This is a genomic window from Bacillus sp. SJS (assembly GCF_000732485.2).
Classification (GTDB): domain Bacteria; phylum Bacillota; class Bacilli; order Bacillales; family Bacillaceae; genus Metabacillus_B; species Metabacillus_B sediminis.
In genome coordinates, this window is the sequence record NZ_JAQV02000019.1 from 162,058 (window position 1) to 176,342 (window position 14,285).

14 protein-coding genes and 1 pseudogene are annotated in these 14,285 nt (G+C 45.3%); 10 read left to right on the forward strand and 5 right to left on the reverse strand.

Annotation, left to right across the window (positions count from 1 at the left end; all coding sequences use genetic code 11):
- Window positions 1–18 precede the first annotated feature (18 nt).
- Window positions 19–951 carry a M23 family metallopeptidase gene (locus AS29_RS11365; protein WP_035405915.1) on the forward strand — a complete coding sequence of 311 codons (933 nt, stop codon included), beginning with the start codon at window positions 19–21 and terminating at the stop codon, window positions 949–951.
- Between the two features lie 341 nt (window positions 952–1,292).
- On the opposite strand, the gene AS29_RS11375 is transcribed toward AS29_RS11365, so the two are convergent.
- Window positions 1,293–1,742, reverse strand: coding sequence for a hypothetical protein (locus AS29_RS11375; RefSeq protein WP_035405918.1), 450 nt, complete (start codon window positions 1,740–1,742; stop codon window positions 1,293–1,295).
- 439 nt (window positions 1,743–2,181) lie between these two features.
- On the opposite strand from AS29_RS11375, the gene AS29_RS11380 reads away from it, so the two are divergent.
- Window positions 2,182–3,408: an MFS transporter gene (locus AS29_RS11380; protein WP_035405919.1), complete on the forward strand. Its 1,227-nt coding sequence runs from the start codon at window positions 2,182–2,184 to the stop codon at window positions 3,406–3,408.
- A 43-nt stretch (window positions 3,409–3,451) separates the two neighbouring features.
- On the opposite strand, the gene AS29_RS11385 is transcribed toward AS29_RS11380, so the two are convergent.
- Together AS29_RS11385 and AS29_RS11390 are read right to left on the reverse strand one after the other, a co-directional pair.
- Window positions 3,452–4,618, reverse strand: coding sequence for an ABC transporter permease (locus AS29_RS11385; RefSeq protein WP_035405920.1), 1,167 nt, complete (start codon window positions 4,616–4,618; stop codon window positions 3,452–3,454).
- Window positions 4,608–5,357 carry an ATP-binding cassette domain-containing protein gene (locus AS29_RS11390; protein WP_035405921.1) on the reverse strand — a complete coding sequence of 250 codons (750 nt, stop codon included), beginning with the start codon at window positions 5,355–5,357 and terminating at the stop codon, window positions 4,608–4,610. Before AS29_RS11390 ends, AS29_RS11385 begins: the two co-directional genes overlap by 11 nt.
- 163 nt (window positions 5,358–5,520) lie before the next feature.
- On the opposite strand from AS29_RS11390, the gene AS29_RS11395 reads away from it, so the two are divergent.
- From AS29_RS11395 to AS29_RS11410, 4 genes are all read left to right on the forward strand, one after another.
- Entirely contained in the window at window positions 5,521–6,222 is a 702-nt protein-coding gene (locus AS29_RS11395; RefSeq protein ID WP_035405922.1) for a LytR/AlgR family response regulator transcription factor, read from the forward strand.
- Between the two features lie 14 nt (window positions 6,223–6,236).
- Window positions 6,237–7,196, forward strand: a complete 960-nt coding sequence (locus AS29_RS11400) for a sensor histidine kinase (RefSeq protein ID WP_051860604.1) — start codon at window positions 6,237–6,239, stop codon at window positions 7,194–7,196.
- A gap of 1 nt (window position 7,197) precedes the next feature.
- Complete coding sequence (locus AS29_RS11405) at window positions 7,198–8,193, forward strand: serine hydrolase domain-containing protein (RefSeq protein WP_231889928.1); 996 nt, start codon at window positions 7,198–7,200, stop codon at window positions 8,191–8,193.
- Window positions 8,194–8,418: 225 nt separating this feature from the next.
- A complete protein-coding gene (locus AS29_RS11410) occupies window positions 8,419–9,048 on the forward strand; it encodes a pyridoxamine 5'-phosphate oxidase family protein (protein ID WP_035405929.1) in 630 nt (209 codons plus the stop codon).
- 270 nt (window positions 9,049–9,318) lie between these two features.
- Here AS29_RS11410 and AS29_RS21770 read toward each other — a convergent pair whose 3' ends face one another.
- A complete protein-coding gene (locus AS29_RS21770; RefSeq protein ID WP_269449393.1) occupies window positions 9,319–9,834 on the reverse strand; it encodes a peptidoglycan-binding domain-containing protein in 516 nt (171 codons plus the stop codon).
- A pseudogene (locus tag AS29_RS21775) lies at window positions 9,817–10,338 on the reverse strand (peptidoglycan recognition protein family protein); the annotation flags it as partial. The gene AS29_RS21770 and the pseudogene AS29_RS21775, both read right to left, overlap by 18 nt.
- A 422-nt stretch (window positions 10,339–10,760) precedes the next feature.
- On the opposite strand from AS29_RS21775, the gene nagA reads away from it, so the two are divergent.
- From nagA to AS29_RS11435, 4 genes are read left to right on the forward strand one after another with little or no spacing between them, the layout of a single operon-like run.
- Window positions 10,761–11,933 (forward strand): N-acetylglucosamine-6-phosphate deacetylase, encoded by a 1,173-nt coding sequence (nagA, locus tag AS29_RS11420; protein WP_035405934.1) that lies wholly within the window; start codon window positions 10,761–10,763, stop codon window positions 11,931–11,933.
- Window positions 11,930–12,685, forward strand: a complete 756-nt coding sequence (gene nagB, locus AS29_RS11425; RefSeq protein ID WP_035405937.1) for a glucosamine-6-phosphate deaminase — start codon at window positions 11,930–11,932, stop codon at window positions 12,683–12,685. The genes nagA and nagB overlap by 4 nt, the downstream gene beginning before the upstream one ends.
- A complete protein-coding gene (phnF, locus tag AS29_RS11430; protein ID WP_035405940.1) occupies window positions 12,682–13,419 on the forward strand; it encodes a phosphonate metabolism transcriptional regulator PhnF in 738 nt (245 codons plus the stop codon). The genes nagB and phnF overlap by 4 nt, the downstream gene beginning before the upstream one ends.
- A 1-nt stretch (window position 13,420) precedes the next feature.
- Window positions 13,421–14,260, forward strand: a complete 840-nt coding sequence (locus AS29_RS11435) for a DUF4037 domain-containing protein (protein ID WP_051860607.1) — start codon at window positions 13,421–13,423, stop codon at window positions 14,258–14,260.
- Window positions 14,261–14,285 lie beyond the last annotated feature (25 nt).

Genomic DNA, 14,285 nt, shown 5'->3' on the forward strand with positions numbered 1-14,285 from the left:
TGAAAAGGAGGCAAAGAAATGAAAAAAATAATGGCAATATTGCTCGCTGGAAGTCTTCTCATTATAGCCGCCGGTTTTGAACAGACCCCGAATGAGACTCGTTTCCGGCCCACTGAATTCGGCAATCTATTTCTAAAAGGTGAATACGAAAAAATATACAATCAGACAAGCGATGAATTTAAAGCACAAGTTCCGCTGAACGACTTCATGCATGTAAGCGGAGAATTTAACAAGGGTGTAAGCAAATACCGCTTGGAATCCACCATACTCTTGAGCGGAAACAAGCAGTATATATGGACGGATCAGTCAAAAACCAAAGGGATCTCAGTCATTGTACAGGCAGACAGGACAATAGCGGGCTTAAACTTATTACCACTTGAGCCGCATTCTCAAACCGATAAATACTATACTAAAAACAAATACACCATGCCGGTCAAAAATCGATGGCTTGTTTATTGGGGCGGGACGAATGTCCTGCTTAATTACCATTACGCATATGAAAGCCAGAGGTACGCATACGACCTCCTTCAAATGAAAAAAGGACAAACATACAAGGGGAATCCTTTAAAAAATGAAAACTATTATGCTTTTGGCCAGCAGGTAGCTGCTCCATTAGAAGGGACCGTCATAAAAACAGTCGATGGATTGAAAGATAACGTCCCCGGTGAATTGAATCCGGATCATCCGGAAGGAAATTACGTGGTAATCAAGCATAAGAACGGAGAATACAGCATCCTCGCTCACTTCATGAAAAACTCCATTAAAGTACGTGAAGGAGAAAAAGTGAAAACGGGACAAATCCTTGGCAAGTGCGGAAACTCAGGCAATTCGACGGAGGCACACATCCACTTTCAGGTGAGCAGCAGTCCGGATATCATGACAGGGAAATCGATTAGGATTCAGTTTGAAAACGGGAAAGAGCCGGTAAGAGGAGAATACACAAGGAAATAAGGAAAAAGTCCCTGCGTCTTATGCAGGGACTTTGTTTTTTTGGGGGTGGCGGTGGAGGCTTTTCTTCACCGTGGATGTTGGTGCCTGACCCGCGTTGCTTCACCGCATCGGGGGACAGAGGCAAGGAACGCTGAACCCAACGGGCACAAGGGCTGGCGGGACAGGGTGCCAGAGCTTTCACACGGTAAAATTTGCGGGGACTGGCACGGTGCCAGGCCCGCTTTGCTTCACCGCATCTGGGGACAGAGGCAAGGAACGCTGAACCCAAGGGGCACAAGGGCTGGCGGGACAGAGTGCCAGAGCTTTAATGCTGTAAAGATTGTGGGGACAGGCACCTCAAGTCAGTCCCAATAATTAAATATGATGTCACCAACACGTTCAGGCTTCCAAAAGGATAATTCTCGCAACTCCGCCTCGTTCAGCTCATTTTCATTTTCGAGCAGATTCTTTCTCCAAATCACTCGCTCATTTAATTCCTCTTTGCTTAGAATCCTATAGAAAGGGAGAAATGCGTCAGCAAGTTCCGGTGGATCAATAAACTGTATGTTCCCATACTCAGCTGCGGAAGCAAAAGCGAGATAAGGATAATGCTCATTCAGAAGAAGATGGAACTGATTTGTTCTGGTTTTTATTTTTGCATGATAAAAGTTGAAGGGGTACCCCGGTTCTTTGAATTGCTCGAGACTTGCCTGGCTCGCCCTGGCAGCATTGAAACATAATTGTTTAAACTGGGATTTATCCATTCGTTGTGCTGAATTCGTAAAACCGGTAATCCCGTTTTGTAAGTACATTAAACTCCAACTTTCCTAATTTTTTGAAAAATAGTATAATCAATTTGTTTTTTATATTAGAAATAGGAAATGATCGCGTGTCAATAAAACAGATAAAAATTGGAATGCTCACGATATTCATAGCATTCATCTCTTACCTATTCTATCAAACTTTTTTCCGTACTCGGACAAAGGCTGGAGGGAGAAGGTGCCAGAGCTTTCATACGGTGAAAATTGCGGGGACTGGCACGGTGCCAGTCCCGCTCTCCTTCACCGCATCGGGGGACAGAGACAAAGATCGTTGAAATTTACTCACACAAGGGCTGGCAAACAAGGTGCCGGAGCTTTAGTACGGTAAAATTTGTGGGGACAGGCCCCCGCCACGTCCCCAACCCCTAAACAATCCAATTAGTGGTAAACTTAAAAGCAGAGCTTACCTACATAAAGGGGAGAAACCAACATGCAAGCTGCTGAAAGAAGGCCATCGGTCAATCCGACGGTTTATCCGATTCTTTTTGCAATCGGATTTGTTCACTTACTAAATGATACGATGCAATCTGTCGTTCCGGCTGTGTTTCCGATTTTGGAGAGAAGCATGAACCTATCCTATGGCCAACTGGGGTGGATTGGATTTGCGCTTAGTATGACTTCTTCCATTATGCAGCCGGTTGTGGGGTGGCTGACGGATAAAAAGAGTGCGCCTTATGTGCTTCCGTTCGGAATGGGGCTGTCGATGATTGGAATGCTTGGGCTGGCCTTCGCGCCAAGCTTCGGCTTCGTGCTGCTTTCGGTTATTTTCATCGGGCTTGGTTCAGCGGCGTTCCATCCGGAAGGGTCACGGGTTGCATACATGGCAGCGGGAGGAAAGCGCGGGCTTGCCCAGTCCATCTATCAGGTGGGCGGGAATTTTGGACAGTCGCTTGCACCGCTTATGACAATCCTGATTTTTATTCCGTTAGGGCAGTTCGGTTCAATCTGGTTTACGCTTGTTGCGGCTTTAGCGGTATTCGTCCTCCTGTTTGTATCCAAATGGTACTCGAACCAGCTGATCCGGTTTCCGAAAACAGTAAAAGCGAAGGTAAAAACGACGACCAGAAAACGGACGAAGCAGGTAGGCTTTGCGATTACGCTGCTCGTTTTCCTCGTGTTTGCCCGTTCCTGGTATTCTGCCGGAATCTCAAACTATTTTCAGTTTTACTTGATTGAGGATTATGGAATCTCCATTAAGGAAGCACAATACTTTATTTTTCTATTCCTGGCTTCCGGTGTGATTGGAACATTCCTCGGCGGACCGCTTGCCGACCGGTTCGGCAAACGGAATGTCATTTTGTTTTCAATGGTCGGATCGGCTCCATTTGCGCTCATTCTTCCACATGTCAGTCTGATATGGGTGTACCCGTTATTCTTTATTATTGGAGTGATTATTCTATCAAGCTTTTCCGTCACGGTGGTTTATGCGCAGGAGCTCATTCCGGGAAAGATCGGAACGGTGTCCGGGCTTATTGTGGGCCTGGCCTTCGGTATGGGGGCAATCGGGTCTGCGTTTCTCGGAATGCTTGCGGATGTATGGGGCTTGTATGCCACGATGATTTTGTGCAGTGTGCTCCCGGTGATTGGGATTTTAACGGTGCTTTTGCCAACGGATCAGAAGCTGAGGGAGTGGGAAGGAGAGTCTCAAACGCAATGAAAAAAGCAGGCCATCCTTTTTTAGGATGTGCCTGCTTTTTTCGTTATTTCCCCATTACCCACTGGTCCTTCTTAAACAGAGAAACTGTGACGGCAAGTACGATGACCATGAACAAAGCGGTGCTTCCGACAGTCAAAAGAATGTTCTGGACATTAATGATGCCGTAGAGCATTTCTTTTATCAGGGCAAACATATTGATTGCGGGAATGATGAAATGGTGAAAGCCCGTTTCATTTACACCTGTGCTTGTTAGGGTAAAGATCGGCAGGATAGGCAGCATCATTATCGGAGTTTGATAGCTTTGGGCCTCTTTTACCGATTTTGAGATGAGACTCGCCAGCATTTGCACAGATGACATAAAGAGGGCGAACATGACGGATGTTATCAGTGTAATTCCGATGAAAATCCAGACATGATCTCCAAATTGGAGCGCTTCTTTCAACTTTTCCGTCAAAAAGATAATTTCTAAGCTGACAACGGCAACTGCTGCAAAGCCGGAAAAAACAGCAATGGTCGAAACCGTCAGCCATTTAGCCAAAAGCATTTTCGTACGGCTTACCGGTGTAATCAGGAGGGCTTCCATCGTTTTCCGGTCTTTTTCGCCTGCGAATAAATCAGTTGCCGATGGATAAGCACCTGAGACGATGGCCATTGCGATAATCATTGGCAGGAAGTTTGAAAAAATACTTAAAGCGGCAGCACTGTCATCCTCACTGTTCATTTCTTTCGTTTTGATTTCAAGAGGCTGAATGACCATTGGATCAAGGTTCGCTGCCTGAAGACGGTTTTTGACCACCCCATCCTCAAATGCAGTTAGCTGAGTATCAATCATCTCCATCAACACAGACGAATTTTTGCTGAAGGAATCACCATATAGAGTGGCGTTTGCCTGCTGTCCGCTGTTAATTTTCTGCACAAATCCGCTGTCGAATGTAACGGCCGCCTGAGCATCTCCATCTCTTACGGCTTTTTCAGGATTCTTAAAGCTTTTTGTGTTCACATTTTTCAATCCGCTCACCAGCTGTTCTTCATCCTCAGCAATGCTGGAAGAAACGGCAAGGGTAAAGGTTTGCTTTGAATCCGCCATGATGTTTTCGTAAAACAGCGTGAGTCCCGTCAGAACCAGTATTGGAATAAATACTCCCATAAGAAGCGTTCTCCGGTCCCGGAGCGAATCCTTCATTTCCTTCAGATAAATGTTAAGAAACATGGCTTTTCCCCCTCACTAATTTTGACATGAAAATGTAGTTCAAATCCTTGCTCGCTTCCTCTTGATAAAGGCGCTCAAGGTTCCCCTTGTAAACGACTTCCCCTTTATGAATCATGACAACGGAATCGCAAAGCATCTGAACCTCTTCCATGATGTGGCTTGAAAAGACAATCGTTTTCCCCTTTGACTTCAGCTGGTGAATCAGCTGGCGGAAGATGTTTGACGATGTAATATCAAGTCCTGTTGTCGGTTCATCAAAAAGGATGATCTCCGGATCGTGAATAAGTGTTCTTGCAATCGCAACCTTTTGGCGCATCCCCTTTGAAAAGCCGCCGACTTTGCGGTCAAGGTAATCCTTCATCCCGAACATCACGGAGAGTTCATCAATCCGCACCTTCGTTTCATGCTTGCTCAACCCGTAAAGAGCAGCAAAATACTCAAGGTTTTCTTTAGCTGTCAGCCTGTCATACAAACCGGTTTCTCCTCCGAAAAGTACGCCGATCCGTTTTTTGACATCAAAGGATTTTTTGACGGTATCGAACCCGGCTACACTGATCGATCCGTCCGTTGGGGTAATAAGTGTCGCGATTGAGCGGAGAAGGGTTGTTTTGCCGGCACCGTTTTCACCGAGCAGCCCGACCACTTCCCCCTTTTTCACGTCGAATGAAATGTGCTTGAGTGCACTTACATATGTTTTTCGATCCTTAAATTGCTTAGTTACTTCTTTTATATTAATCATGCTCTCGTCTCCTTTTCTGCTGGTTTCTATCGTTATCATACCTGGTGGAACCCGGTTAATCTGCGAAGTTGTCGCGAAAACGCCTTTTCCTGTCGTGAATGGGTCATAAAGGGAATCTTAAATGTTACAATAATGGTGGAATTTGTTTATTAGGAGCAGTGCGATGATCAAAGTAGGATTAGTAGACGACCGGATGATTGATCTGGATAAATTGAAGGGAATTGTGTCCAAAATTGATGAAATCAACATCGTTTTTGCGACCCAATCTGCAGAGGAAGCGTATGAGTATGTAAAAAAGGAAGAAGTAGATCTGCTGATCGCCGACATTGAAATGCCGGAGCTGTCAGGGTATGAGCTTGCCGATATCATCCATACCCATGCCCTCAGTATTGCGGTTATTTTTGTAACAGCGACTAGCGGCTACGCCGTGCATGCGTTTGAACTGAATGTGCATGATTACATTATGAAGCCGTATACGAAAGACAGGCTGGAAAAATCGATTCAGCGCTACATAGAAAAAAGCCACTCCTCTGAAATTGCGGGAAGACTGTTTTTAAAGCAAAAATCAGAGATTCATATTGTTCAAAAGAGAGAGATTATCTTTATCGAACGGACGGGCCGGTCTACAACCATTTATACAAAGTCCGGCCAGGTCAAAACGTATCAGACGCTGAATGAACTGGAAGGGGAGCTGAGGGAACGGGATTTTATCCGCTCTCACCGTTCATTTATTATCAACATTCATTTTGTGAAAAACTTTTCGATTTATACGAAAACAACGTATATGGTTTCCTTTGAGGGCATTGAAGAAAAAGCGATGATTACAAAAGAGCAGATTGATTTTATTCAATCGCATTACTTTTAAGGCGGAGATGATGAATGAAAGGAATGATTTACGCGGCGTCTGCGGGAATCGGAGTTTATTTCTTTATTTTAATGCTGGATGTCCTGCCTTTATGGGCGGCTGCCATAGCTGGGGTTGTTTTTATTTACGCAGGGGTGAAGCATTGGTTTAGGAATATCGGGTATGTCCAGCATTCTATGAATGGAACGCTGACTGGCATCCAGCTGCTGCTTGCGGTCAGCGCTTGGCCCGCTCCTATTCCGGTTCGCTGCCTCCTTTTCCTTATATTTGCCGGATTGGAATATGTCCGCTTTTTAATAGGAAAACAGGAAAAAGCTACAGACCGGAAAATGACTCAGCTTCTCGATGCGCAGAACGCGGTCAACGAGACCTTCCGGGTGATCCGAAGCCAGCGGCATGACTACCTGAAGCACATTTCAGCCGTTCACTACCTACTGGAAAAGGGGAAATATAGCGAAGCGAAGGAGTATATGAACAGCCTTGTACGCACCTATGAAGAGACGAATATCTCTATAAAAGGCGAGGACGGGGTAGCGGCAGGAATTCTTCATGATGTCTACCAGCGAGCAGACAGTCTCGGAATTCAGATCGCCTATGAATTCGATTTGCCGATCTCCACCTTGCCTATGCACCCGATTGATCTGGTCGGTTTGCTTGGAAACATGCTCTCCAACGCAATCGAGGCTTGCGAGGAATCGATTCGTGAGGGGCTGAAAGATCCGATGCTGACCGTCCGCTTTGAAAAAAGAAGCGGGGTTTATCTCCTTGTTTGCCGGAACTCAAGTGTTCAGCCTCCAAACGACGTACTGGATTCTCTCTTTGAAAAATCAGGCCGGTCAACCAAAGGGCAGGAGGGCCTTGGGACAAAAGTGATTGCAGATACAGTCAAACAATATGGCGGTTTTCTTGATTTTACATACAAGGAGCATGTTTTTACGCTCAAGGTCAAATTTCCTGCGGTGGGGAGGGGCTGATGTGGAAAAACTTGATATTGCGGAGAGTATGAAGGAGTACTGTATCGCGGGTGCAGGCATTGCCTTAATTCAGGACGGCAGAATCAGCTGGAAAGCAGGGTTTGGAGTGCTTGAAAGAGGGCAGGAGGAGAGAGTTACGGCTAATACTATGTTCAATGCTTGTTCCATCAGCAAATTTGCGGCAGCGATGCTTGCCATGAGACTGGTAAGTGAAGATGTTCTTTCTTTGGATGAGGATGTCAACAGAAGGCTGAAATCATGGAGAGTTCCGGCAAATGGTTTCACACAACCTCTAACGCTCCGTCTGCTTTTAAGCCACCAATCAGGCATAAAGGATCCAGGCGGAAGTTTTATGGAATTGGATTTTTCAAAGTCAGCTCCATCTATTATAGAGATTCTTGAGGGGACAACACCTTATTGCACGGAGCCTGTACATATCCAGTATGAACCTGGTACTGAGTTTCATTATTCAGATGCCGGATTTTGTGTGCTGGAGCAGTTGATCCATGATGTAACAGGGGTAGCGTATGAGGAACTGCTAAAAAGCAAGGTGCTGAAACCACTCGGTATGGATTGTAGTACGTTAAATGTTTTAGATGCTCATGCGGCAGCGGGCCATGATCGAGAAGGCAGTGTTTTAGAGGAAAAGCACCCTGTATACCCGTACATGGCAGCAGCAGGTTTATGGTCGAGTGCGGCTGATCTTGGAAAGCTTTATTGTGAATTGCTTAATGCTGTGAATGGAAAAAGCAAGTTGAGTATATCCCAAAATATTGCTGAAGAGATGATTCGTGCACAGGGATGTTCACCGTGGACAGGATTAGGGGTTTTTGTAAACGGACAGGAAATTTCCTCGCTTGGCTGGGGCAAGGGTTTTCAATGTATGGGCTCAGTTTATCCCCGTCTTGGAAAGGGAGCAATCATCATGACAAACACGGATACAGGTGTTCATCAAAGGGATGGATGGATTGGGAAGACTATAGGACGTATTCTATAGCTGGAGTAATGAGAAACAAGATAAAATGTCATTTTTCCATGCGTTTTGCAGTGGATTATGCAATAGAGGCTTTCCTACAACAATCGACCTTTTGCAATAGCTTCCGTTTCAATTTGTCTTCCCTTAGCTGGAATTAATTTTTTGAAATCAATGGACCGCGCTCTTCTTTTGGAGGGGGAGCTTGTATGATTCGATAATAAATAACATGCAGGAGGACAGAAAGCGATGAAACAATTCCAAAACATCATAGAATCAGCGGAGCAGCTGAATGAGATATGGGGAAACCCGGGTAAGCTCGCTTCAAGCAAGGTCATTGACCACTTAGATCACCACTGTATAAACTTTCTATCTCTCTCCCCATTTGCATTGATCGGTACTTCCAATTCTAATGGAGAATGTGATGTATCTCCGCGGGGAGATCATCCGGGTTTTATCCTGATACTGAATGAAAAGCAGCTTGTTATTCCGGAAAGGCCAGGAAACAAACGCTTAGACTCCATTCGCAACCTATTGGAAAATCCTCATGCAAGTCTGTTATGTCTGATTCCCGGTTTGAATGAGTCGCTTAGAATAACGGGGAAAGCTAGTGTCATCAGGGACCAGGATATTCTGGAGCAAATGCAGGCAAGGGGGAAAACTCCGATTGCAGGAATTGCAATAGAGGTAGAGGAGTGCTTTATACATTGCGGAAAGGCTCTGAAGCGATCCCAGCTATGGGATAGCGAGAAATGGCCGGCTGCCGGCGAATTGCCTAAAGCAAACGAAATATTGGCGGATCATGCAAAATTTGATGAATTTGATGCTAATAGTGTAGCTGCAGCTCTGGAAGAAAGCTATAAGAAACGATTGTATTAGCAAATGGACCATTTTTTAAAGTCTTTTGACCGCTGATTCCTTGGATATCGACCGAAATTTAAATATATCGACTGAAATAAAATTATATCGACCAAAATTTAAATATATCGACTAAAATAAAATTATATCGGCTATTTTTTTGATATATCGACTTTTCGACATGGAATGACAAATTCCGCCGGCCGTTATGACCGCCAATTATTTAAGAAGCCCAAACCCCTCCAACCCAACCCAAAAAGGATGCCCCAAAAAAATGGGGCATCCTTTTTCCTATTTCAATGCATTAAGCATGTAAGTTCGAGTACTCGGTCCGTACACACCGTCATCTGCCAGGGAAGCATAACGGCTTTGGAAGCGGCGTACGGCAGCGGTTGTCTGGGGACCGTATTGTCCGTCGATGGAACCGCTGTATAGTCCGAGTTTTTGCAGGGCGCGCTGAATTTGTTTAACAGGTTCGCCTGATGATCCGTCTCTGTATACTCCTGCAGGCAACGGATAACTGGCAGAGGGCGGCTTGACTTTGCTGAGTGCGGCATATGTCTGACTGCCGACGATGCCGTCAGCGGTAAGTTTGTTTTTCTTTTGAAAAGCAATGACCGCTGCTTCGGTACCTGCTCCGAAAATCCCGTCCGCAGTCAAGCTGTATCCAGCGGCAATCAATTTCCTCTGGACATCTTTAACCAGATCTCCCGTGTCGCCTCTTTTTACCGGCAGATTTTCGGAAGCTGGAGGTGCAGCGGGTGCCTTGCCAAAGTCATTTGCGAGGGAGCGTTTTACGCTGCTGATAAACTGAGTCCATGATACACCATATCGCTGAAAGGCATTGAGAGGATCCGTTCGCCTTGAAGGATCCAGAGTATAGTGGCCAATAATATGTTTGTCGGGATTCAGTCCGAAGCGGTCACAAAGGTAGGCGTGATACCAGACATATCGATTGTATGCCTGCTGAAAATTAATGCTTCCCCCAAAGCAAAATTCTACACCTATGGCTGCATCATTTGCATCTTCGCCAAACCTGCGGTTGTCTTCCTTTAACCCATATTGAACGTGAAAAGCCACCTCATCCAAAGGGATGATTTCCAAAATCGTTTTATCATCAATGAAGGTGTGGGCAGAAGCTGATGGCTGCTGATTGTTAAAATATTCACGGTTCTGAGCCGCACTTGTCCCAGGGTTTCCAGTGTCGTGGCTGACAATGAACAGGACTGTCCCTATTTTCCGGCCGGAACGAGAATTCCCGGTACGAATGTAGGAACGCTGTATAGGATATTTCACTCTCTCACTCTCCATGTCTATATATAGCTAGTTTATGTTTCTGGGAAAACAACGTTCCGAGGATTCGACAAAATGGTTATCCACACAAAATTCGCACAATATAGAATAATTCAAGAGTTATCAACGTTATCCACACCTGAAACGACGTGATATCGATCATATTGTGGATAAAGGGTTGTTGTCCTTAGAGTGATCCACACATTTTTCCACAATATCAACAGGGGTGTGAATAACTTATGCACAGCTTTTGCAGAAATTGTAGAATGGTGCAGAGCGATATTGCTACATAAGAAAAACGTTCGGTTAGTATATACAAATGATTGCTATGAGAAGAGCGTAAAGGAAAAACATAAGGAGAATTTTTATAACTGGTATAGACAACTAGCTTTCGTGATGATAAAATTTTTGTAAATTCAGAAAGAAGAGGTGCCTGATCAATGCTTGCAATCACTCACGCAACGGTTTATGCAGAGTTTGAAACATTCCGGCCTGGATATGTACTTGTTAAAGAGGGAAAAGTGGCAGAAGTCGGCCCGATGGAAAAGTTTCAAATGCATTCAGGCTTTGTGGAGCTGAAACTTAGCCAAACAATCGAACTGATTCCCGGGATGATCGATATGCACATTCATGGAGCCGGCGGAGCTGATGCAATGGATTCAGAAGAGGAAGCACTTGCAGCGATGGCAAATCAGCTTGTTCAAGAAGGAACTACGTCCTTTTTGCCAACAACGATGACTTCCGATACTCAATCCATTGAAAAAGCACTTTCTAATCTAGCTGTCTGCATGTCTAGACCTCCTAAAGGTGCGGAAATTCTCGGAATCCATGTAGAAGGGCCATTTTTGTCACCAAAGCGGGCAGGAGCACAGCTCCCGACTCATTTCTTAAAACCGGATATCGCTCTTTTTGAACAATGGCAGGAAAAAGCAGGCGGAGCGATTAAATTAGTTACGATGGCTCCAGAGCTTGAGGGCGGTATGGAACTGGCGGACCATCTTACAAATACAGGAGTTATTCCATCCATCGGGCATTCGGATGCGCTATTTTCTGATGGGGAAAGGGCGGCAAATCATGGGGTGTGCCAAGCAACCCATTTATTCAATGGAATGAGGGGGCTGCATCACAGGGAGGCAGGAACAGCCGGTTTTGCGCTGCTGGATCCGCGAATCAAGTGCGAGATTATCGCTGACGGGGTTCACGTTGCACCTGAAATGATCCTTCTTGCATACCGTCTCAAAGGTCCGGAAGGGATGATAATGATTACGGATTCCATGAGAGCCAAGGGGCTGGAAAATGGAGTGTACGATCTTGGCGGCCAGGACGTGTATGTGAAAGATGGAAAAGCAGAGCTTGAAAACGGATCACTTGCCGGAAGTGTATTGAAAATGAATGAAGCGGTGCAGAACATGAAGAGATTCACAGGCTGCTCTATGGAGGATATCGTGCAAATGGCATCTGTGAATCCTGCAAAGCAGCTGAATATATTTGACCGGAAAGGCAGCATTAAGCCTGGAAAGGATGCAGATTTGACGGCTTTATCAAAGGATGGAGATGTGGTGCTGACGATTTGCCGCGGGAAAATCGCTTACCAAAAAGGGGGATGGGCATGAAATTAATTGCAGCAGCGGATTATCGAGATATGAGTAAAAAAGCAGCCGGTATTTTTTTAAAGCAGATGGAACAAAAAAGGCAGTCGGTTCTGGGTCTGGCAACAGGCGGGACGGTTAAAGGGGTTTATTCTGAACTGGTTGAATTATTCCTCGAAGGGAAAATCTCTTTTGCAGAGGCGGCTTCCTTTAATCTGGATGAATATTTTGGAATGAAAAAAGAGGATCCGAACAGCTACTTCAGCTACATGCAGGAGCAATTTTTCAGTCATACGGATTTTGCTGGAGAAAGCAATTACATTCCGGATGGAACCGCTGCTGATCCTATAGATGAGTGCAGCCGTTATGATCGATTGATTGAACAATCAGGCGGAGTCGATCTGCAGCTGCTTGGCATTGGAGAAAATGGTCATATTGGGTTTAACGAACCTGGCACGTCTTTTGAGATTGGCACCCATCTCGTAGGGCTGACGGAATCAACGAGACAGGCGAATGCAAGGTACTTTGAAGTGATGGAACAGGTACCAAAAGAAGCCATCACAATGGGAATCGGCACCATTATGAAAAGCCGCAAAATCGTCCTCCTTGCTTCAGGAGGGAAGAAGGCAGCTGCGATTGAGCAGCTATGGTACGGAAAAGTGACAGAGGATTTCCCGGCATCCGTACTGAAACTTCATCCTGACGCAACGATCATTGCAGATGAGGAGGCACTTTCTGGTGTTCGGATGGAGGGGAAAGGGGAGCTTAGCCAATGATAAAAAAAGATTCTCCGGTTCCCATCTATTTTCAGGTGGAAGAAAACATTAAAGATAAAATCAGTTCGGGTGAATGGAAAAGCGGGGAAGCGATCCCTTCTGAGAGACAATTTTGCGAGCAGTATTCGATTAGCCGGATGACGGTCCGGCAGGCCATCAGCAATCTGGTTAATGAAGGCATTTTGGAGCGCAAAAGAGGGCGGGGAACCTTTGTTTCCGCTCCAAAGCTCAATCAGGAGCTCACAGGAATTACGAGTTTTACAGAGCAAATGGCAGAGCAGGGAAAAAAACCGGAAACGATGATTATTAGCTTTGAACGAACAACAGCCTCAAAACAGGCCGCAAAAGAACTTGGTCTCACACAGAATGAGGAGATGTACAAAGTGAAAAGGATCCGGCTGGCAGATGGGGAAGCGATGGCTTACGAAACTCTCTACATGCCGGTTCATCTCTTTCCTGATATGACGAAAAAGCATGCCGAGGGCTCCATTTATCACTACATTGAAAGTGACTGCGGCATGCCGATCCAATACGGGAAGCAGGAGCTCGAGGCAGCGGAAGCAGGCAAAAAAGCGGCAGAGGCTTTGAAGCTTGCAGAAGGGGCACCTGTTTTGAAAATCCAGCGGACAAGCTTTACGGCAGACCATCAGCCTGTGGAATATACTAAAACCATTTATCGCGGGGACCGGTATAAGTATGTGATGGAGCTGGAACGGAGGCAAGGGGGACACTAGGATGGAGCTTAATGATTTAGCTGTAAAAATAGCGGATGTTTATAACAGCAATCCAAAAGTGGATTATATATGGCTTGGAGGATCTGTATCCAGAGGATGGGAAGATTGCTTTTCCGATATTGAGCTTTTTCTCTGCTGGCGAGAAGAACCAAGTGATGAAGACCGGCTTTTCCCCATTCAAGAGGTCCAGGGAGAAATCATAGATTTTCATGACTATGAAGACGAAGAATGGTCAGAAACCTACCACGCTCTCGGAGTCAAAATGGAAATCAGCCATTTTTTGACGAGAACTGCAGATTCAGTTTTAGGAGATGTAGTTGACCGTTCATCCACAGATCTTGAAAAACAATGTCTCGCGGCTGCTGTTTTCAATGGAAAATGCTTAGCGGGAGAAAGCGCATTTCAGAGGCTGATAGAAAAAGTATCCGTCTATCCGGAATCTTTAAAGCTTGCAATGATAACAGAGAATTTAGAGCTTGGAAGCAGATGGAGAAACCGGTACGCTCTTGTGGAAAGACAGGATTGGCTCTTGCTCCATCAGATTTTTGTCAACGTACAGAAAAACGTAATGAGTGTACTTTTTGCATTAAATGAAACCTATGTTCATCATCCGGGGTTTAAGTGGCAGAGGCAGTCTCTTGGCGAAATGAATAGTAAGCCATCATTAGCAGCGGAGCGCATGGGAAATGTCTTTTTGCAGGATCCGAAGCAAGGTTTGGTGATTTTGGAGGAGCTGTTAAAAGACGTCTATCAATTGGTGAAGGATGAATGCCCTCACCTAAGTATTGATCATCTCATTCAAGCCAATCAATCTGCCCGTTTACAGCAAAAAAACAGGTGAATGACAAATGATTCACCTGTTTTTC

Excerpts from the sequence above, each read along its gene's own strand:
- nagA (WP_035405934.1), top strand. The coding sequence starts at position 10,761 with ATGCTTGCAATCACTCACGCAACGGTTTATGCAGAGTTTGAAACATTC.
- AS29_RS11435 (WP_051860607.1), top strand. The coding sequence starts at position 13,421 with ATGGAGCTTAATGATTTAGCTGTAAAAATAGCGGATGTTTATAACAGC.
- AS29_RS11365 (WP_035405915.1), top strand. The coding sequence starts at position 19 with ATGAAAAAAATAATGGCAATATTGCTCGCTGGAAGTCTTCTCATTATA.
- AS29_RS11400 (WP_051860604.1), top strand. The coding sequence starts at position 6,237 with ATGAAAGGAATGATTTACGCGGCGTCTGCGGGAATCGGAGTTTATTTC.
- AS29_RS11395 (WP_035405922.1), top strand. The coding sequence starts at position 5,521 with ATGATCAAAGTAGGATTAGTAGACGACCGGATGATTGATCTGGATAAA.
- AS29_RS11380 (WP_035405919.1), top strand. The coding sequence starts at position 2,182 with ATGCAAGCTGCTGAAAGAAGGCCATCGGTCAATCCGACGGTTTATCCG.
- AS29_RS11410 (WP_035405929.1), top strand. The coding sequence starts at position 8,419 with ATGAAACAATTCCAAAACATCATAGAATCAGCGGAGCAGCTGAATGAG.
- phnF (WP_035405940.1), top strand. The coding sequence starts at position 12,682 with ATGATAAAAAAAGATTCTCCGGTTCCCATCTATTTTCAGGTGGAAGAA.
- nagB (WP_035405937.1), top strand. The coding sequence starts at position 11,930 with ATGAAATTAATTGCAGCAGCGGATTATCGAGATATGAGTAAAAAAGCA.
- AS29_RS11390 (WP_035405921.1), bottom strand. The coding sequence starts at position 5,357 with ATGATTAATATAAAAGAAGTAACTAAGCAATTTAAGGATCGAAAAACA.
- AS29_RS11375 (WP_035405918.1), bottom strand. The coding sequence starts at position 1,742 with ATGTACTTACAAAACGGGATTACCGGTTTTACGAATTCAGCACAACGA.
- AS29_RS11385 (WP_035405920.1), bottom strand. The coding sequence starts at position 4,618 with ATGTTTCTTAACATTTATCTGAAGGAAATGAAGGATTCGCTCCGGGAC.